We start from the raw sequence: 19488 nt of genomic DNA, 5'->3' as shown, positions 1-19488 counted from the left end.
CCTTTACATTCCCAGGTAGGCACTCTAGGCTCGAACGTGAATCGCGCCATAGATGAGCGACTGGCATAGACACGTCTACAACGGAGTGAGACATGAATCGCCCTTTTTCTCGCCGCACCCTTCTTCGCGGAAGTGCCGCCTTTGCCGCCGCCATAGGTGCGTTGTCGCTGGCGTCACCTGCACTTGCACACCCGCATCGCCCCGGGCGCGGTTCGAGGATTGCCTCGGTCGCCTATATCGAGGTCAACAGTAATTCGATTCTGAACGTTGGCAACTACGTTCTTTCCGATGGCTCACCGGCATTCGATTACGTCGTGATTTTTGCCGCCAATATTAATTATGACGGAGAAAAAGCCTATCTCCACATGAACGAGAATGTTCAACGAGTCCTCGATAATGCTGACACCACGATCCGCCCTCTCCAGCAGCGCGGCATCAAGGTCCTCCTTTCCGTCCTCGGCAACCACGAGGGCGCTGGTCTCGCGAACTTCCCGAACCGCAAGGCAGCCGACGACTTCGCAAAACAGGTCTCGCGTACCGTTCGCCGCTACGGCCTCGACGGCGTCGATCTCGACGACGAATGGGTCGAATACGGCAAGAATGACACGGGCGAACCGAATGATTTCTCGTTCCTTGCGATGCTGTCGTCGCTGCGCAAGCGACTGCCCAACCGCGTGATCTCGTTCTACTTCATCGGCCCGAGTTCCGAGCACGCCGAGTATCGAGGTCTCAGCGCGGGCCAGCTCGTTGATTACGCCTGGAACCCGTACTACAACCAGTACAACGTTTTCGACGTCCCGGGACTGCCGAAAGAGCGCTACGGCGCGGCCGCGATCGACCTTTCGAAGGCGAGTGGAATTTCCCTGGACGGAATTGAAAAGACTGCGCGACGCACTGTCGACGACGGTTTCGGAGCCTTCGTGACGTACGAGCTTCAACCCGGCGATCAGTCCGCGAAGGTCAGCGCCTTCACGCGTGCGCTGTATGGAAGCGAAGCCACCTATACGGGCGAATTCGTCCTATGAAAGGAGCCGCGCGATGCGTCCATCAGTCAAGGTGACGGAGCGATCCTCACGGCGAACCTTCCTGAAGGTGACCGGAGGAATCGCCACCACACTCCCCCTCGCGATGCTCGCAGGCTGCTCGGGTGACCGCGATTCGTCTACGCTCAGGGTCGCCTATCAGCAGTTTGGTTCGGGTACGACCCTCAAGCAGTGGCTCACGAAGATCATCGCGGAGTTCACGAAAACGCATCCAGAAGTGAGCGTCGAGCTCGTGCCGATCGTCGCGGCAGAGAACGACTACTTCACGAAGAACGAACTACTCATGTCCTCGCCGCGAAGCTGCCCCGATCTCGTTTTCGAAGACACCTTCATCCTGCTCTCCGACGTTGCCGCCGGATACATTCAACCGATCGACGATCTCGTGAAGGGGTGGGAAGGTTGGGAGAACCTCTATCCCGCTTCGCAAGCCGCGGCCGTCGACCCCGAGGGACTCGTGCACTGCGTGCCGACCGAGACCGATACGCGCGGCATCTACTACAACAAGAAGGTGTTCGAGAGAGCGGGGCTTCCCACCGACTGGCAGCCGAGTACGTGGGACGAGATCGCACAGACGGCCGCGGCGGTTCGCGACGCGAACATCGACGCAACCGGCATGTTCATGTATTGCGGCAAAACCCAGGGTGAGAAAGCCTCGATGCAAGGCTTCGAGATGCTGCTCTACGGCACGAAGGACACGCTCTACAACCCCGAGACGAAGAAGTGGGTCGCGGGGTCACAAGGCTTCATCGATGCGCTCACGTTTTACAAACGCCAGTTCGACGAAAAACTCACGCTTCCCGTCTCCCAGCACCTCGACCCAAATATCGCCGAGGCGATCCAATCGACGGTATTCCCCTCAGGCAAGCTCGGGATCCTCATCGACGGCTCGTGGATTTCCAATCAGTGGGCTGAAGACGGCCCCGCGCCGTGGCCCACCTGGCAGGACGACGTAGGCCTCGCACAGATGCCCACGCAAAACGGGGAAGACCCGGGCTCCACGACCCTCGCTGGCGGCTGGGGTTGGACGATCCCCACGCACGCGCGCGATCGCGAGCTTTCCTTCGAGCTCATTAAGGAACTGTGCACACTCGAGAGCCTCGTCTACCGCAACAAAAGTGCCGCCAACCTCACGACAAGGAAAGACGTCGCGAAAAATGAGGAGTACCGGACCTATTCGCCAACCGTCGGATTTTTCACCGACATTTTCGAGACCGCTTTTTACCGACCCGCGTTCGCGATTTACCCTGAAGTGTCCTCCGCCCTCCAAGATGCGATGGACACCGTGATGGTGGGCGATAAAACGCCCGAGCAGGCCGCAGCCTGGTACGACTCCAAGCTCACCGAGCTTGTAGGCAAGGAAAACATCGAGGTGCGTAAGGCATGAGTACTTCAGTCGATACCGTGACCACTCCCCCGCCACACGCAGCACCGAAGCGTAAGCAAGGCCCGCTCGGCAATCGCCTCACAGCCCGCCGCGGCCTCCTCATGGTTCCCGCGTTCGTGCTCATCGCGATTTTCATGCTCGGCCCGATCGTCTATTCGATCTATCTCGCGTTTACGAATAAAGCCGTGCGCGGCGAGAACGCGAAATCCGTGGAGTTCGTCGCGCTGGACAACTTCATCACGGCCTTCAGCGACGATCGGTTCTGGAACGCCGTCGTCCTCACCCTGATTTTCACTCTGATATCCGCGGTGATCGGCCAAAATCTCCTCGGCATGGTTCTCGCACTCCTCATGGAGAAGGCCAACCGCATCGTGACCTTTATTGGCACGTCGGTCGTGATTCTCGCGTGGATCCTCCCAGAAGTCGTCGCGGGCTACCTCCTGTACACCTTCTTCGCCGATCAGGGCTCCCTCAACACGCTCCTCACGAGCATCGGGCTTCCCGGGCAGGATTGGCTCTTTAGCGCGCCGATCCTCGCGGTGTCATTCGCGAATATTTGGCGCGGAACAGCGTTCACGATGCTCATCTACTCGGCGGCTCTCACGTCGATTCCCAAGGACGTGTACGAATCAGCGGAGATTGACGGCGCCGGGGCGTTCACGCGACTGATGCGCATCACCATTCCGCTCATGCGCACCGCGATCGCCACAAACCTCATGCTCATTACGCTGCAGACCCTTTCCGTTTTCGGTTTGATCTTCATCATGACCGGTGGTGGGCCTTCCGGTCGCAGCCAAACTCTTCCCCTGTACATGTATGAGCAGGCGTTCTCGTACGGCCAGCTCGGCTACGGCACCGCCATCGCCCTCATCCTGCTCGCGATCGGGGCGATCGCCTCACTCATCTATCTGAAGCTTCTGCCCGAGGAGGACAAGCGATGACCACCGCAGCCCCTACGAAAACTCGCGCGCAGAACGACCGCCTCGACAAGCCGCACACGGCGCGCGGGCGCCTCGCATCCGTTCTCTCATCCATCGTCATCGCATTGATCAGCGTGAGCTTCGCGATCCCGATTCTGTGGGTCGTGCTCGCGTCCTTCGACACCGAAGCGACTCTCGCCGTGAAGGCCCCAAAGAACTGGAGCCTCGGCAACTACCAGGCAATCTGGAACGAGCAAACGACTTTCCGCCCGCTTCTCAATTCGCTCGTGCTGTGCGGCTTTGCCACGATTATCACGATGACAGTCGCGGTTCTGTGCGCGTACGCGTTCTCGCGTTACCGCTTCCGCGCCCGCCGCCCACTTCTCATGGGCATCCTGTTCTCCACTGGTCTGCCGATCACGGCGATTATGATCCCCGTGTATTCGATGTTTGTGCAGGTCAATCTCGTGGACTCGATGCCCGCCGCGATTCTGTTCCTTGCCACGTCGTCCCTTCCCTACGCCATCTTCCTCACGAAAGGGTTCATCGATTCGGTGCCCGTCGAGATTGAGGAAAGCGCGTGGACGGAAGGCGCGGGTGTGGTGCGCACGATCCTCTCGGTCGTTCTTCCACTCATGAAGTCGGGCCTCGCCGTCGCCACGATTTTCACGTTCGTGGGCATGTGGGGCAACTTCTTCGTGCCGTTCATGCTTTTGCTCAGCCCCGAGAAACTCCCGGCAGCCGTCACCCTGTACACGTTCTCGTCCCAGTACGGCCAGGTGGCGTACGGCCAGCTCGCGGCGTTCTCGATCTTCTACTCCGCGCCGATCGTCGTGCTGTATTTGGCGCTCGGTCGCAGCCTCGGCACCGGGTTCGCTGCGGCGGGCGGCGTCAAGGGCTAGGTGGTCCGACGGTTGCTTTAACCTGAAGAGCGCTCCCGGCCTCGATGGCCGGGAGCGCTCTTCATATATGCGGTGGTGGGTGCCGCGAGGCGAGTTACTTCGCCTCGTGCACCTCGGCGTCGCCGCCGGCCACACTCGAGTCGCTCGAGGTGTCTGTGGCCTTCACCTTCGGGGTATCGGCCTTGTGCGAGGCGCGAACCTCATTCGCCTTATCTTTCGCGGTCGAGGCGGCACCCTTCGCGGCGGTCTTCGCCTGCTCGGCAACCTCGGGGGCCTTATCCTTCACCGTCTCGGCCGCGTCCTTCGCCACCTTCGACACGGTCTCGCGCGCCTGGCCAACCTTCTCCTGCACGCGCGGATCATCAACATACTGCTTAGCGGTGGCCTCGAGCTTCTCGTAGGGCTCACGGCCCATCTTCGAGCCGATCACGAAACCGATGGCGATGCCAGTCGCAAGAATGAGCTTGTTCTTCATGGTTCCTCCTCCAAGGGGATGTCTATGGACACGCCCATCGTGGCACTCGGTGCTGGAGAGAACCCGACTGTCAGCTCTCGCTGCCCGAAAGATCAATCCGCTCGATTCCGCAGTACACATTGAAGCGCCCATCGATGTCGTCTTCACCGCGCACGAACCCACACAGGGTGATGCCGAGGCGTGCGGCGGTGTCGATCGCGAGGGAGGACGGGGCGCTCACGCACGCGATGAGACCGATGCCGGCCATGGCGGCTTTCTGCACGATTTCGAAAGAGGCGCGAGAGCTCACAAGGAGCACGGTGTCGCTGAGTGGAAGGCGATCTTCGAGGAGCGCCCAGCCGATGACCTTGTCGACGGCGTTGTGGCGGCCCACATCTTCGCGCAGCACCAGACGCTCCCCTTCGGGGGTGAGGAGCGCCGCGGCGTGCACACCACCAGTCTTGGAGAACGCCGCTTGTCCGTCACCTAGCTCACGCTGCGCGCGAAGAAGGTGCGATGGCTGCATGGCAAACGTCGGAACGAATTCGTGCCGCACTCGTTTCGTGACCTGGTCAATCGAAGCGGACCCGCACACGCCGCACGCGCTCGAGGTCAGGAACGGCTTCGTGATCACCGGGGCTGTGGTGATGGTGCGGGTGGTGAAGTCCATGACGTTATAGGTGTTGCGTTCGAAACCGGAATCATCCTCGACAACGGCCCCGTCACAATAGCGGGCTTCACGCACATCCTCGCGGCTCGTAATGTACCCCTCGGCATGAAGGAACCCGTGAATGAGTTCAACGTCGTGGCCGGGGGTGCGCATCGTCATCGAAAGCTGCTGGCCGTTGAGGCGAATGTCGAGCGGTTCTTCGACCGCCACGTTATCGGGCCGTTCGGAGCGGTAGAGCTTGCCGTCCCGGATTCGTATGCGCGTTAGCCGCGTCGATGCTGTCACTCGTCCCATGAGCCCACCCTAGCCGCATTCTCTCACTCCGGCACGGCCTGTACCCTTGCTTCGTGACCGTGAAGGATTCCCCGTCGAGAACTGCTGCCCTCGCCCATGCGTTGCGGGGCTCGAAGTTTCTCATCGTGGGCGGCCTCGTGTTCTTCTTTGATGCGGCGATGTACAACGTGCTCGTGTTTTGGAGCCCGACGCACGGCTGGGGCGAGGGCCTCATGCATGGCCAGCCGATCCTCGCGAAGATCGTGACGATTGCCGCGGCCAGCTGCCTCACCTATCTTGGAAATCGCTTTTGGACGTACGGGGATCGCGGTAAGCCGCACACGGCGAAATCGATTGTCGCGTTCATTATCGTGAATGTGATCGCGAGCGCGCTGCAGCTCGGTTGCCTGGGATTTTCTCGCTACATTCTTGGGCTCGATTCGGCCCTCGCGGATAACGTGAGCGGCACGTTCATCGGTCAGGTGGTGTCCACGACGTTCCGGTACTTCACGTATGGCCGGTTCGTTTTTCCGGAGGCGAAGGGGTCCGACGCCACCTAGACTTGTGGTGAAGCTTCTTTTGAAAGGCGTGGATCATGAACATTTCACAACGACGTGAAGGATCGGAGCACGAAGCCCCCCGGTGGGTATGCGATGTCACGCGCGATCTCGGGAAGGGCTCCCCCTCGGCCTCGGGCGAGGCGGTGATCTTATCGCCCAATGCCATTCGGGTTCCGGGCCTTGCACGCACTCAGAGCGAAGCGATCGAGGAGGCGGGCGACCTTCTCGTCGAGCTTGAGGCAATTGATCCCGCGTACGTCGAGGCGATGCATGAGCGCGAGGTCGAGGTTTCGACGTTCATGGGGCACGGCGTCGCGGTGCCTCACGCAACGAGCGAGGCAAAGCGCAGCATTCACCGCACCGCGATGAGCGTCGTGAAGTATGACGAGCCGATTCCGTGGGGCGACGATGGCGAGGAAAAGGTTTCCTATGTCGTGGCGATTGCGGGCATCGGCGATGACCATCTCATGCTCCTTCAGGCGATCTCGCAGGTCTTCGCCGAGGAGGATCGTCGCCGAGCGTTAAGCGAGGCGGAGGCTCCCCTGGAGATCCTTGCGGTTTTTGATCCTGACTTCGAGGAGATCCGCGGGCTATGAGTGTGGCCCCTCTTGATATCCCCGACAAGGCCGCCCGCAGCGTCATTCGGTAGGGTGGCCTCACTCAACTTTTTCCGCTGGTGTTTGCCCGTGCGGCATCCCGGCTCGTCGAAAGGCACATCATGGCAGAACGCACCGTCAAGATTGCGGCCGCTTCCGGGCTCCACGCCCGCCCCGCCGCTATTTTTTCGAAGGCCGCGGGTGAGCAGCCCGCAAAGGTGACGATCGAGAAGGTCGGCGGTGCGCCGATCGATGCTTCCTCGATCCTTATGCTCATGACACTCGGAGCTGGCCACGGCGACGAGGTCGTGCTGCGCGCCGAGGGCGATGGCGCGGAGGAGTCAATCAACGCTCTTGCGGAACTCCTCGAGACGGATCTCGACGCGCAGGCCTAATAAGGCACCGCATACTTCCACTGCAAAGAGAATGGGCACGTCACACGGCGTGCCCTTTCTCTTTCGTTCATGAGGGCGTCTACAGCCCAAGCTCGTCAATGATGGGAAGTTTCGCGCGCACGGTTTGCTTGCCTTCGGCCGCAGTCGGTGCGCTCACGGCGAGGCGAGCGAGCTCGCGCGCCTGATCGAGCGACACGGTCGAAAGAACCTTTGCCACCGCGGGCAGGGAGCGCGGCGTCATCGATAGCGAGTTCACGCCGAGCCCCACGAGAACAACCGCGAGCGCGGGATCACCCGCAGCTTCGCCACATACGCCTACGGGTTTGTTCGCACCGTCGCCAAACGCTTCGGGGTCACCACCGGCAAGGCGCGCACCGCTCGCCGTTGCGCCCACGAGCGCAAGCACGGCGGGCTGCCACGGGTCATTGAGTTTCGCGAGCGAGCCGAGCATGCGATCGGCGGCCATCGTGTATTGCGTGAGATCGTTCGTGCCGATCGAGGCGAAGTCGGCGACGGTCATGAGGTGATCACTTGTGAGTGCCGCACTCGGAGTTTCGACCATGATGCCGGCGCACTCCACCCCAGCGGAGCGTGCCATCGACACGAAGTCTTCGGTGTCCTCGAGCGTCGAGATCATCGGGGCCATCACCCACGGCTCAGCATCGGTCATGGCGCTCGCCTGAGCGATCGCCTTCAACTGATTCTCAAGCACGGAGCGCTTCTCCCACGACGTGCGGTAGGCGCGCACACCGAGTGCAGGGTTCGGCTCTTCGGCGTCCGTGAGAAACGGCAGGGGCTTATCGGCTCCCGCGTCGAGCGTGCGGATCACGACTTTTTTGCCGGGGAACTCACGAAGCACCCCCGCATACGCCTCAGCCTGCTCGTCAATGCTCGGCTCCTCATCACGGTCGAGGAAGCAAAATTCGGTACGGAAAAGCCCCACGCCATCGGCGTTGGCTTCGGCGGCGAAGGCGGCGTCCTTCTCACCTCCCACGTTGGCAAGCAGTGGAACGCGAGTACCGTCGGAAAGCTCCGCTCCCCCACCGGAGTACGTGAGCGGGTTTTTCACGAGCTCGCACCAAGCTGCGGAAAGTTCCCGCTCGCGCTCGCCAAACTCACTCGTGACGATTCCGGCGGCGCCATCGACGTACACGACGGTTCCCGGCTCGATCTCATCGACCCCCTTCGCGGCGACCACGGCGGGAATGCCGAGCTGGCGCGCGAGGATTGCCGTGTGGGACTGCGGGCCACCGTCGACTGTAACGAGGGCGGACACGATGTTCGGGTCGAGCATCGCAGTGTCGGCGGGGGCGAGGTCGTGCGCCACGAGAACAAAGCGCTCCTTGGAAACGGGAATGCCGGGGGCTTCAACGCCGCGAAGCTGCGCAACGATGCGTGCGCGCACGTCCTTGACGTCACTCGCGCGCTCGGCCATGTAGCCGCCCAGGCTTTCGAGCATCGCCGAGACCTGGTCACCGGCCTCCCACACGGCTCGCTCGGCACTGAGGCCCTGGCCGCGTACGAGCTGCTCGGCGCTCGTGGTCAAAGTTGGGTCTGCCGCCATTTGTGCCGTTGCTTCGAGAACGGCCTTGCCGTCGCCGCTTGCGCGTGCGGCACGGGCCTCGAGATCAGCCTTCACCGCGGCAGCTGCTTCGGTAATGCGGGAAGCCTCCAACTCACGGGGCTCGCCTTCGGCAATAGCCGCACCGCGTTCCGGCTCAGACACGGGAGGAGCCATGACCTTGACCGGGTCGATGACGCGGCCGGCACTTACGGCAACACCTCGGTATGTCGTCACGCTCTCTCTCCCTCTTGCGCCCTAGGCGGACGCGGTCTCTGTTCTCTACTGACGATGCCACCTCATCGTAAACACGCCGATGCGCCGCGCCCGCGCGGGACCGGCACTTACAACATTCCAACCGTGAGGATTGGATCATAGGCCACAGTGTGACTACAATGAGGCCGCCGCCTCGCGGCACTCGGCAATGACGCCCCTGTTGTTTAAAGGAGAACAGCAATGATCGCACGGAGGACTTTCCTCACTCTCACGTCCGCTGGTATTGCGCTTGGCGCGCTCGCGGCATGTTCCAACTCCTCCGGTGGCGGTTCCGCTGGCGGGGACGACTCCGTCGAGGTGTTCACGTGGTGGGCCCAGGGCTCGGAGAAGGCTGGCCTCGATGCTCTCGTCAAGGTATTCAACGAACAAAACCCCAAGATTAAGTTCGTCAATGGCTCCGTCGCGGGTGGCGCGGGCAGCGCCGCAAAAGACATGCTCCAGTCGCGCCTGCAGACCAAGAATCCGCCCGACACTTTCCAGGCGCACGCCGGTGGCGAGCTGACCGATTACATCAATGCTGGCCAGATCGAGGACGTCTCTGGACTCTACGACGAATTCGACCTTCGCAAGGCCTTCCCTGACAGCTTGGTCGAGCTCCTGACGGTGGATGGCAAGATCTACTCGGTGCCGTCCAACATTCACCGTTCGAATGTCGTGTGGGCCTCGACAGCCGTGCTCGAAAAGGCCGGTATCGACCCGAAGGCTGTTCCCGAGACGTTCGATGCCTGGCTCGCTGACCTCGAAAAGGCAAAGGCTGCGGGTGTCACCGCGCTTTCTCTCGCGGCACCGTGGACGCAGGTCAACCTGCTTGAAGCAGTGCTCATGTCCCACCTCGGCACGGACGCCTATAACGGTCTGTTCGACGGCTCGACTGACTGGGCAGGTGCGGAGGTCGCCACTGCGATCGCGGCGTTCGAGAAGCTCGTGGGCTACACCAACTCCGATCGAGATTCACTCGATTGGCCCGAAGCGACCGCCCTTGTGATCGACGAGAAGGCCGCCTACAACGTCATGGGCGACTGGGCCGTTGCGGCATTCCAGGAAGCCGGCAAGGAAGACATGAAGGACTATGTCTACTTCGAGGTGCCCTCGGCCGCCTCTGGCGACAAGATCTTCGGCTTCCTCGCGGACTCCTTCACCCTGCCCGTGGGCGCACCGCACCCCGACAATGCAAAGGCGTGGCTCAAGACCATCTCGTCCGTTGAGGGCCAGGAAGCCTTCAACCTCGCCAAGGGCTCGATCCCCGCGCGCACCGACGCTGATGTCTCGAAGTTCCCGGCGTATCAGCAGTCTGCGCTCGAGTCCTTCGCACACGACAAGATCTGCGCCTCGATCGCCCACGGTGCGGCAACTTCGGTCGCGTGGCTCAACGCCATTTCCGACGCAACGAGCAAGTTCACCTCCGGCGCGACCGACGCCAAGGCGTTCCAGGCCGAGCTCGTGTCCGCTGCCGAATCGAATATGAAGAAGTAAGCTCCGCTTTCACATCGGTTTCGGGGCCGGGGATCTCATGTCCGACGCTCGCCCGGCCCCCACCGATGCCACCTTCACCCTAGGACCAGGCATGAAAAAGTATGCGGCGCCACTGCTGCTCATCTCGCCTTCGCTCATTCTCGTGGGGATCTTCGTCTACGTGCTTATGGCGCAGAACGTATGGACCTCTCTCACGGACAACCACACGGCAGCGCAAACAAACGGCGTGCAACCCAGTAAGTTCGTGGGCCTCGATAACTACATCGCTCTTCTCTCGAGCCCCGATTTTCGCCACTCACTCATGAACCTCGTGATTTTCACGGCGGTGTTCTTGGGCGGCGCGATGATCACCGGATTCGTGTGGGCGTGGCTTCTCGACCGCCCCATCAAAGGTGGTCGAGTGTTCCAAACCATCTACCTTTTCCCCATGGCCGTGTCCTTCGTGGCCTCGGGCGTGGTGTGGCGCTGGCTCCTCAACTCCAACCAGGGCGAGAGTGCTAGCGGTCTTAACCGCCTCTTTCAGATGGTGGGGCTCGGCTTTCTCCAAAACCCTTGGTGGAACAACATTACGTGGGGCATCGCCGCGATCGCCCTTCCGGCGATTTGGCAGCTGAGCGGCTATGTCATGGCGCTCTTTCTCGCTGGCTTCCGCGGCGTTCCCGATGAGCTTCGCGAAGCGGGACGCATGGATGGCGCGAGCGAGTGGCAGATCTACCGCCACGTGATTTTCCCGCAGCTTACCCCCATCATCATGAGTGCTCTCGTAATTATCGCGCACATGAGCCTCAAGAGCTTCGACCTCATCATGTCGATCTCGAAACCCTCGAACTACCAAACCAAGATCCCCGCCGTGGACATGTTCGTGTTTAAGTCGAGCTTCGACTACGCGAACGCGGCTGCCGTCGGCACGATTCTTCTCATCATCGTGGGCGTCCTCATCGTTCCTTATCTCATCCAGCAACACAGGGAGCGTCAGTCGTGAACACCTCCTCGGTTTCCCCGTGGCGGTACGTCCGCCTTGCCCTTCTCCTCATCGGCGTCGTCCTTGTCCTGATTCCCGTCTACGTCCTCATCGTCACGAGCTTCAAAACGAGCGGCGATGCCTCAGCCGCCCGCGCATGGGCGCTGCCGAGCGAGTGGACGCTTGAGAACTGGGCGGAAGCCTGGGAAACGCTTTCGCCTGCGATGGGGCGTTCGTTTGCGATGGTCATCCCCTCGACGATCATCTCCTCGGCTCTCGGATGCATGAACGGCTTCGTGCTATCTCGCTGGCGTTTCCCCGGGGCGGATCTGGTCTTCACCTTCCTCCTGTTTGGCATGTTCTTGCCCTACCAGGCCGTGATGATCCCCCTGCTCTCGCTCGTGCTTGCTCTACCCATCGACTCGGGCGTTCCCTCGCTTATTCTCGTGCACGTCGTGTTCGGTATCCCGATCTGCACGCTTATCTTCCGCAACTACTTCGAGACGGTTCCCGAATCGCTCATCGAAGCCGCCAAGGTTGATGGCGCGGGGATGCTCCGCACGTTCTGGTCCGTCGCGCTGCCCATCTCGATTCCCGGTTTCGTGGTGGTCATGATCTGGCAATTCACGAATGCGTGGAACGACTTCCTTTTCGCGGTGTTCTTCGCGACGCCGATGAACGGCCCGGTAACCCTCGCCCTCAACAACCTCGCCAACGGCGCGTTGCTGACCAATTACGGGGTGTCGATGGCTGGCGCACTTCTCGCCTCGGCTCCCACCCTCGTCGTGTACATCCTGCTATCGAAGTACTTCATTTCGGGCATGATGAGCGGTTCCGTGAAGGGCTGAGAGCGGAACCTCCACGAGAAAGTAGGCCTCGCGGGTGCGCGCGGGGCCGTCGGCTCTCAACGGTCCCGGAAATCGCCGAATTTTTACCCTAGAATGCCGAGGGCTGCACATGCAGGTCGTATGCCACCGGCCCCCTCATTTTTCTCATCTCATCGCAGGAGGCTCGCGTGGCACGCACGCAAGGTTTTGATCCGAAGAAGTACATCGAGCTGCAGTCGAAGCACATCGCCGAAAGGCGCGCTCAGATCGGCGGGAAGCTGTATCTCGAGATGGGCGGCAAGCTTTTCGACGACCTGCACGCTTCGAGGGTTCTTCCCGGGTTCACACCCGATAACAAGATCGCGATGCTCTACGAGCTGAAGGATGAGCTCGAGATCCTTATCGCCATCAACGCCCACGATATTGAACACGACAAGATGCGAGCCGACCTCGGCATCACGTATGAGGAGGACGTTCTGCGCCTCGTGGATGTGTTCCGCGAGCGCGGTTTCCTCGTCAACACGATCGTGCTCACGCAAATGGACGATCGTAACGAGGCGGCGTCGCAGTTTAAAACTCGCATGGAGCGGCTCGGTCTGACGGTCGTGCGCCACCGCACGATCAAAGGCTACCCGGACCCGACCCTCGTCGTGTCCGAGGAGGGGCTTGGTCAAAACGAGTGGGCGAAAACCGAGCGCGACCTCATTATCGTGACGGCGCCGGGGCCGGGGTCAGGCAAGCTCGCGACGTGCCTGTCGCAGATCTACCACGATCACAAGCGCGGGATCGATTCAAGCTACGCAAAGTTTGAGACGTTCCCGATTTGGAATCTTCCGCTCGAGCACCCCGTGAACCTCGCCTATGAGGCGGCAACGGCGGATCTCGACGACGTGAACCTCATTGACCCGTTCCACCTCGAAACCTACGGCGAAAAGGCCGTGAACTACAACCGCGATATTGAGGCTTTTCCGCTGCTCAGGATCCTCCTTGAGCGCATCCTTGGCGAATGCCCCTACTCCTCCCCTACCGACATGGGCGTCAATATGGCGGGCTACGCGATCACCGACGATGACGCGTGCCGCGAGGCTGCCACGCAAGAGGTCGTGCGCCGCTACTACAAGGCTCGGGTCTCCGAAAAGAAGCTCGAACTACCCGCAAACGAATCGCAGCGCATCAAGCTCGTGATGGCCAAACTCGGCGTGGAGGAAACGATCCGCCCCACCGTGCAACCCGCGCTCGCGCTTGCCGAAAAAACCGGTGCGCCCGCTTCGTGTCTTGAACTTTCCGACGGCACCCTGATTACAGGAAAGACCTCAAATCTGCTCGGTGCTTCCGCTGCCATGCTCCTCAACGCGCTCAAGCATCTCGCGGGAATTCCCGAGGATGCGCTGTTGCTGTCCCCCGAATCGATCAAGCCAATCCAGACCCTCAAGGTCGATCACCTTGGGTCACGCAACCCGCGCCTGCACACCGACGAGGTGCTCATCGCCCTTTCGGTCTCGGCAGGCAGCGACGAAAATGCCGCCGCGGCACTCGCACAGATTAAAAATCTGCGCGGCTGCGACGTGCACACCACGACGATCCTCGGCTCGGTGGATGAATCGGTGTTCCGCGCGCTTGGCGTGCTCGTCACGAGCGAGCCGGTCTTCGGCAAAAAGAGCCTTTTCCACAAATAGCGAGTAGAAGGATAGGCGGGCCGACCCTCAACGAGTCGGCCCGCCTTCACTATCGAGGACTGGTGCTCACATGGTGTTCACGATGAGCCCAATGTGGGTGTAGAAGTTCATCGCGCCAAAAAGGCCCCACGCGATGCCAGCAATCGCAAGACACCAACCAGCGGCCGTTGCGAGGGGCGTGAGAGTTCCTGTGTCACGAATCTGCTTAGTGATGAAGGGGAAGCAGATCGCACCGAAGGCGACAAGACAGAAAAGAATCGCGAGTGCACCGTTTTCGAGCATGGGCATGTTCGAAAACGCACCCGAAATCGGTTCTTGCGGGGGCGCTGCGAACAGCTGATAAACGAGACCCGCAAGCGCGATGCCGATCAGTGCAAGGCCCAGGAGGATCGTAAAGAACCCGACAGGACTCGCGACGCGCGCAAGATGCACGAGCGGGTTCGGAGCCTCGAGCACGCTATCGCGGCGGCGCCACAAATAGATTGAGAGTCCGAGAGCGAGGGCACCGAGCGGCACGCATGTTTCACCAAAGACGATGTTGTCGAACGGGAAGCCGCCCTCTGCGAGCGGCCACGTCAGGATCATGTGGAGGCCGGTCGCAAAAAGAATGAGACCGAATACCCCAAAGGCAACGGCATAACCGTCGAGAAAAGCAGCGAGCTCGCGGCGTTCCTCGGTTCCTTCCGCGAATGCCTCAGTGCGCGAGAGTGCACTGCGCTTCGCGAGTCCCCGTACGAAAAGTACGAGTGCGAATAGGGTCGCACCAGCGGCGACCGCCATGATCGTGTTGTAAGTAGGCATCGACGACCAGTCGATGAGCCCCGGCGTGCTCTCACCGGTGAAAAATGTTCCCATTGGTCCTCCTTGAAAGGTGGATTTTGCTCAAACTAGCATCTGCCTGCAGGTTTTATCCTAGAGGACTAGGTTTGGAGGGTGCCAAGCGGGTCAAAAGCTCAGCAATCGCCTCGAAGCGTCATCAAATATCGGCGATTTCGAAAGACTCGTGCGCGTCACTGCGAGAGCAACACCGTTTCCCTTTAGCCTTGTGCCATGCAACCACCAATGGGTCACCTCAATCCCCCCTCTGCATCCCCGGCACGCAAGAACAACACTCTTCTTTGGGTGCTACTTGGCTGCGGTGGCATGTTCGCTGTGCTCGCGGCACTCGCGGGCGCCGGGATCCTCGCCTATGTGCTGCTGAACAATACGGGCGAGCAAACGTCGGGCTCCTCGGGCACTTCACACTCCGAGGCTGTCACCCCCAAATCGGGTGAGCCCGAGACGGTGGGCAATACACGCCTCGTCATGTCCGAGGCCCGCGGCGAAGATCCAAAGTTCGACTACGTCGTGCGCGCTCGCTACGAAGATGAGAGCGGCGACGGATACGAGATTGGAATCGAGAACGATCCGGGTCGCACATTCGAAGAGGACGTCGCCGACCTCACGAACCCACAGACCATTGGGCGTTGGTCGTGCGGAACGCAATACGAGATGAACGTGTGCATGGCCGACGACGAACGCGGAAGAGTTCTCCTCGTTCCGCTTGATTCAGACGCCGACCTCAGCACCATTGCAGCCTGGGGCGATGAGTTCATGGAGCAACTCAAATAGCCGAGGGGGACCTCGCCCATCGACACCGCGGCAGAGATTTAGGGCAACCCTAGTATTCCTTCGGTGTGATGTGTAATACTGACGCACGGCCTGCATTACAGTGTGCTGCGCTATCCCTTGTGCGCGTGCGCAGACCGCCCCATCCGATGAGGATTACGCATATGTCGAGCAATCAGTGGAACCAGGCTCCAGCCGGTCAAGGAGCGCCGCAAGGGCAACCGCCTATGGGGTACCCGGGTGCGATGCCTCCGGAGAAAAAGAGCAAAACTGGCCTGTACGTCGGCCTCGGCTGCGGCTGCCTCGTACTCCTGGCGCTCCTGATCGGCGTCATCGCGCTCGCAGTGATGCTCATGGGCGGGGACGACCCGAAGGATTCGGGCGACGGCGGCACAACCACATCGGCCGCGGCCCCGGCACCCGGCCAGAACAACGGCGGCGGCGACAACCCAGCTCCCGACCCCGCTCCCAACGGCGGCGGCGACAACCCAGCACCCAATCCCGCTCCTGCCCCGAACGGTGGCGGCGACAACCCTGCGCCGGCCCCTGATGGCGGCAACTCCAATCTGCCTCAGCAGGTTGGAGAATACACCCTGGGTGAAGTCGCAACAGACAACGTCGTCGGCGCCGACTACGGCGCCACCTATACTTCCTCGACCGGCCAAATCATCGTCTCCGGTGCTGAGAACCCCCTCGCACCGATCGAAGACGAGATAGATATGCTGACCCTGAGCGGAAGCGCCCAGGAGATCAGCGGCTGGACGTGCGGCCCCTTCTATGGGGGTGCGTCGGGCAACGAGAGCATCTGCGTGAAATCCACCAATGGCACGAACGTCATCAAGGTCATCGGTGATGCAGACGCACAAACTCTCGCGAACTTTGGCGAGCAGTTCATCTCCGCGGGAGGCGCGAGCTGATGGCGCAACCCTCACCTTACAGCGGCCTTCCGCAAAGCATGCCACCGACCCAAAAGAGCAAAACCGGCCTGTGGATCGGCCTCGGCTGCGGCTGCCTCGTGCTGCTGGCCCTCATTGTGGGCGGCATAGCCCTCGCCCTCACCCTCATGGGTGGCGACGACTCAAAGAAGTCACAGGAGAGCGAGACGGCAACGACCTCCGCTGAGGCTCCCGCCCCGAATCCCAGCGAGACCAGCGGTGGCGAAAGTTCGACACCAGCGCCCGGCCCGAACGACGGCGGCAACGAAACGGACCCCACACCTGCGCCCGCACCGCAACCAGAACCCGGCCCCGACGGCGAACCCACGCCCGTCGAAGCGCGAGGTGGGGAGCCCCAACAGTTCGCAGACTTTGTCCTCGTCCAGTCGGACGAACCGCACCAGCCGCCGCAAAACTTTGACATTCACGCGCTTTACGAGAAATCCGACGGTACCCAGGTCGAAGTTGGGGCTGGTAAGAACGCCGACCGCACCGCCGCGAGCGTGACGAAGGACCTCCCCGGCGCCCAGAAGATCGGCAGGTGGACATGCGTTACCGAAGAAAACGGATCGCTCTCCGGATGCGTGACACAAGACGACACTCACGGCTATGTCGCAATCGCGAGCATAACCAGTGACCTCAAAACTCTCGCCGCATGGGGCGATCAATTTATAGGAGCACTCAATGAGCAACAATGATTGGCAGCAAGCGCCCGATCCCACGGGCCAGGCACCTCAATACCAGCAGCCACCCCAGTATCAAATACCCAATGACGCGTCCTCGATGGGGTATGCGAACGGGATGCCTCCCGAGAAGAAAAACAAAACGGGCCTGTGGATCGGTCTCTGAACTGGCCCCCGAAAGTTGGACTGGTTTAATTCTAGGCGGTTAGGGCTTCAAGGGTCTGATTTCGATATTGCATCGGGGTCAGGCCCTTGAGTCGTTGTTGGATGCGTTCGGTGTTGTACCACTGGATGTACTCGTCGATCGCCTGGTTGAACTTTGCGACGGTGTCGAAGACTTCTCCGTGGTACATCTCGGTTTTCAAGTGCCCGAAGAAATTCTCCATGACCGCGTTGTCGTAACAGTTGGCTTTACGCGACATCGACTGAACACCACCGTTGTCATGAATGAGGTTGCGCCAGGTCGAATGCTGGTACTGGAAACCTTGATCGGTGTGGATCATCCACCCAGGTTCAGGCGCACACGTGTTAATCGTCTTAGCTAACGAATCGGCGGTGAACGCTGTCGACGGCGATGTAGCCACGGTGTGGGCAACGATTGAACGGTCGAACAGATCCATCACCGGTGACAGGTAGACCTTGCGGCCTGCGACCCTGAACTCGGTGACGTCGCTGGCAAAGACGGTATTGGGCTTATCTGGGGTGAACTTGCGGTCAAGCGTGTTGTCGGCAATGTGGCTGCTCGTCCCGCTGTAGGACACATATGGCCTGCGCTGGCGGACTTTCGCTCGAAGCCCCATCTCGCACATGAGTTTGTAGACGAGCTTGTGGTTGACCACCCACCCCTGGTTGCGCAGGTCAAGTAGCACTCGCCGGTAGCCGTAGCGATACTTGTTACGCTCGAAGCTTTCCCGGATCGCGTCTTTGAGCGCAGCGTGCTTATCCGGCTCGCTGAGGCGTTTCTGGTGGTAGAAGAACGTCGATCTCGGCATATCTGCCGCATCCAAAAGGTATTGCAGAGGATGCTGTGACTTGAGGATGACAATCGCCTGGACTTTCAGGCGCGTCCCTGATTCCTCAAGTCCCGCAATTTTTTTAGATAGGCGTTTTCCGCTTCCAACCGTGCGATCTGGCGACGCAGCTTCTCTTCCTCCGAGAGCGGCTTCGGCGCGACCGAGCCTTTGGGCCTGCCCTTCGGCTTCGGCATTAGTGCCTCATCGCCACCTTTGCGCCATTTCCACGACCACGCTCTGACTAACTGCTCTGATGACAGTCCAAATTCGCGCGCAAGATCCATCGCTGTCTCACCAGCAAGGTGGCGCTCGGCAACTTCCTTCTTGATGTCGAACGAATACTGCTGCTTAGTCGGTTTCTCCACAAGACATAGCCTGCCATGCAGCTTAAACCGACGATAGAACTTACGGACGGCGTATTTGGAGACACCAAGAGCATTCGCAGCGGCTTGAGAGCCCATGCCTTGCTCAAACAGTTCAACCAGCTGCTCGCGCTGATGCTCACTCAGCGAACTTCGTGCTCTCAAAGAAAACTACTCCCCACTAGTCGGTAACTGATTTCTCAGTCCAACTAATGGGGAGCAGTTCACTCGGGTGCGGTGCTCTCTTGATTCTGCTCCTCATCGCAGGTGGCGTGCTCGCCTTTGTGCTGTTGAGCGGTAAAGACAAGGAAGCGTCGGAACCCAAAGATGACACCACCACGAGTGCCGCCGCACCCGCCCCTGCACCAAACGCCGGCGGAAGCGACACAGGCGGCGACACCCCCAAACCGGCCCCTGCACCGGACCCCGGTGCCAACCCCGCCCCAGACCCCGGCGGCGTCCCGGCCCCAGACCCCGGCGGCGTCCCCGCCCCAGACCCCGGCGGCAACCCAGCTCCAGACCCCGGCGGTAACGGGGGCGGCAGCGCGGGCATGGGAAGTCTCCCGCCGAAGGTCGGCGACATGACAGCAGACTCGTCGATGTCCGAGATGGGTCTCGGTGAAGAGGAGGCCACGTACATGTCGCCCGACAAACAAACGGTGTATATCGTGTCGATCGTGACCGACTCCGACATGCAAGAGATGCTCACCAAATATTCGACCGGTGAAATGAAAGCCATCGGAAATTGGCAGTGCGCCCAAACCTCCGATATCAGCGGCAGCTGTTACGCGACCGGGCCCAATGGCAAGCTGGTGTACATCAGTGCCGGGGCCGCAAGCGGCCTTCCGATGGAGAACGTGGCTGCCTGGGGCGACCAGCTCCTTTCTCAAATGAAGTAGTCGCACGCCACAGCCAT

Annotated in this window: 20 protein-coding genes and 1 pseudogene; 16 read left to right on the top strand and 5 right to left on the bottom strand. The window is 60.8% G+C overall.

Annotated elements, in window-relative coordinates; translation table 11 throughout:
- Positions 1-92 precede the first annotated feature (92 nt).
- From DAD186_RS00995 to DAD186_RS00980, 4 genes are read left to right on the top strand one after another with little or no spacing between them, the layout of a single operon-like run.
- The gene (locus tag DAD186_RS00995; protein WP_065247132.1) at positions 93-1025 is read left to right on the top strand and encodes an endo-beta-N-acetylglucosaminidase H; all 933 of its coding nucleotides are present in this window, start codon (positions 93-95) and stop codon (positions 1023-1025) included.
- 13 nt (positions 1026-1038) lie between these two features.
- Positions 1039-2427 (top strand): extracellular solute-binding protein, encoded by a 1389-nt coding sequence (locus DAD186_RS00990; protein ID WP_065247131.1) that lies wholly within the window; start codon positions 1039-1041, stop codon positions 2425-2427.
- Entirely contained in the window at positions 2424-3368 is a 945-nt protein-coding gene (locus tag DAD186_RS00985; RefSeq protein WP_065247130.1) for a carbohydrate ABC transporter permease, read from the top strand. The genes DAD186_RS00990 and DAD186_RS00985 overlap by 4 nt, the downstream gene beginning before the upstream one ends.
- The gene (locus DAD186_RS00980) at positions 3365-4249 is read left to right on the top strand and encodes a carbohydrate ABC transporter permease (RefSeq protein WP_065247129.1); all 885 of its coding nucleotides are present in this window, start codon (positions 3365-3367) and stop codon (positions 4247-4249) included. Before DAD186_RS00985 ends, DAD186_RS00980 begins: the two co-directional genes overlap by 4 nt.
- 94 nt (positions 4250-4343) lie before the next feature.
- Here DAD186_RS00980 and DAD186_RS00975 read toward each other — a convergent pair whose 3' ends face one another.
- The gene (locus DAD186_RS00975) at positions 4344-4724 is read right to left on the bottom strand and encodes a hypothetical protein (RefSeq protein WP_065247128.1); all 381 of its coding nucleotides are present in this window, start codon (positions 4722-4724) and stop codon (positions 4344-4346) included.
- 70 nt (positions 4725-4794) lie between these two features.
- Positions 4795-5667 (bottom strand): formate dehydrogenase accessory sulfurtransferase FdhD, encoded by an 873-nt coding sequence (gene fdhD, locus DAD186_RS00970; protein ID WP_065247127.1) that lies wholly within the window; start codon positions 5665-5667, stop codon positions 4795-4797.
- A gap of 53 nt (positions 5668-5720) precedes the next feature.
- On the opposite strand from fdhD, the gene DAD186_RS00965 reads away from it, so the two are divergent.
- The 3 genes from DAD186_RS00965 (at position 5721) to DAD186_RS00955 (ending at position 7197) form a co-directional block, all read left to right on the top strand.
- Positions 5721-6206, top strand: coding sequence for a GtrA family protein (locus tag DAD186_RS00965; RefSeq protein WP_065247126.1), 486 nt, complete (start codon positions 5721-5723; stop codon positions 6204-6206).
- Positions 6207-6241: 35 nt separating this feature from the next.
- A complete protein-coding gene (locus DAD186_RS00960) occupies positions 6242-6802 on the top strand; it encodes a PTS mannitol transporter subunit IIA (RefSeq protein ID WP_082991011.1) in 561 nt (186 codons plus the stop codon).
- A gap of 122 nt (positions 6803-6924) precedes the next feature.
- Entirely contained in the window at positions 6925-7197 is a 273-nt protein-coding gene (locus DAD186_RS00955; RefSeq protein WP_065247125.1) for an HPr family phosphocarrier protein, read from the top strand.
- Positions 7198-7276: 79 nt separating this feature from the next.
- Here the strand turns inward: DAD186_RS00955 and ptsP are convergent, their stop codons facing one another.
- Entirely contained in the window at positions 7277-8995 is a 1719-nt protein-coding gene (gene ptsP, locus DAD186_RS00950; RefSeq protein ID WP_082991010.1) for a phosphoenolpyruvate--protein phosphotransferase, read from the bottom strand.
- A gap of 219 nt (positions 8996-9214) precedes the next feature.
- On the opposite strand from ptsP, the gene DAD186_RS00945 reads away from it, so the two are divergent.
- The 4 genes from DAD186_RS00945 to DAD186_RS00930 all read left to right on the top strand — a co-directional run bounded on the left by DAD186_RS00945 (position 9215) and on the right by DAD186_RS00930 (position 13971).
- Entirely contained in the window at positions 9215-10507 is a 1293-nt protein-coding gene (locus tag DAD186_RS00945; RefSeq protein WP_065247124.1) for an ABC transporter substrate-binding protein, read from the top strand.
- A 91-nt stretch (positions 10508-10598) separates the two neighbouring features.
- The gene (locus DAD186_RS00940) at positions 10599-11489 is read left to right on the top strand and encodes a carbohydrate ABC transporter permease (protein WP_065247123.1); all 891 of its coding nucleotides are present in this window, start codon (positions 10599-10601) and stop codon (positions 11487-11489) included.
- Complete coding sequence (locus DAD186_RS00935; protein ID WP_065247122.1) at positions 11486-12316, top strand: carbohydrate ABC transporter permease; 831 nt, start codon at positions 11486-11488, stop codon at positions 12314-12316. Before DAD186_RS00940 ends, DAD186_RS00935 begins: the two co-directional genes overlap by 4 nt.
- Positions 12317-12483: 167 nt before the next feature.
- Complete coding sequence (locus DAD186_RS00930) at positions 12484-13971, top strand: DUF1846 domain-containing protein (RefSeq protein WP_065247121.1); 1488 nt, start codon at positions 12484-12486, stop codon at positions 13969-13971.
- A 66-nt stretch (positions 13972-14037) separates the two neighbouring features.
- On the opposite strand, the gene DAD186_RS00925 is transcribed toward DAD186_RS00930, so the two are convergent.
- Positions 14038-14826: a DUF981 family protein gene (locus DAD186_RS00925; protein ID WP_065247120.1), complete on the bottom strand. Its 789-nt coding sequence runs from the start codon at positions 14824-14826 to the stop codon at positions 14038-14040.
- A gap of 195 nt (positions 14827-15021) precedes the next feature.
- On the opposite strand from DAD186_RS00925, the gene DAD186_RS00920 reads away from it, so the two are divergent.
- From DAD186_RS00920 to DAD186_RS10785, 4 genes are all read left to right on the top strand, one after another.
- The gene (locus DAD186_RS00920) at positions 15022-15582 is read left to right on the top strand and encodes a hypothetical protein (RefSeq protein ID WP_157457058.1); all 561 of its coding nucleotides are present in this window, start codon (positions 15022-15024) and stop codon (positions 15580-15582) included.
- Positions 15583-15743: 161 nt separating this feature from the next.
- Positions 15744-16496 (top strand): flagellar basal body-associated FliL family protein, encoded by a 753-nt coding sequence (locus DAD186_RS00915; RefSeq protein WP_157457057.1) that lies wholly within the window; start codon positions 15744-15746, stop codon positions 16494-16496.
- Positions 16496-17212 carry a hypothetical protein gene (locus DAD186_RS00910; RefSeq protein WP_065247117.1) on the top strand — a complete coding sequence of 239 codons (717 nt, stop codon included), beginning with the start codon at positions 16496-16498 and terminating at the stop codon, positions 17210-17212. The genes DAD186_RS00915 and DAD186_RS00910 overlap by 1 nt, the downstream gene beginning before the upstream one ends.
- A complete protein-coding gene (locus DAD186_RS10785) occupies positions 17199-17363 on the top strand; it encodes a hypothetical protein (RefSeq protein WP_157457056.1) in 165 nt (54 codons plus the stop codon). Before DAD186_RS00910 ends, DAD186_RS10785 begins: the two co-directional genes overlap by 14 nt.
- Before the next feature lie 31 nt (positions 17364-17394).
- On the opposite strand, the pseudogene DAD186_RS10780 reads toward DAD186_RS10785, so the two are convergent.
- Positions 17395-18691, bottom strand: a pseudogene (locus DAD186_RS10780) (IS3 family transposase).
- 93 nt (positions 18692-18784) lie between these two features.
- Between DAD186_RS10780 and DAD186_RS11240 the strand changes: the two are divergent.
- On the top strand, positions 18785-19471 hold the full coding sequence (locus DAD186_RS11240) for a hypothetical protein (protein ID WP_157457055.1): 687 nt from the start codon (positions 18785-18787) through the stop codon (positions 19469-19471).
- Positions 19472-19488: the final 17 nt, after the last annotated feature.

Source organism: Dermabacter vaginalis, from assembly GCF_001678905.1.
Classification (GTDB): Bacteria; Actinomycetota; Actinomycetes; order Actinomycetales; family Dermabacteraceae; genus Dermabacter; species Dermabacter vaginalis.
Note: the sequence above shows the minus strand (reverse complement) of the source record. Positions and strands in the feature narration are given on the sequence as shown.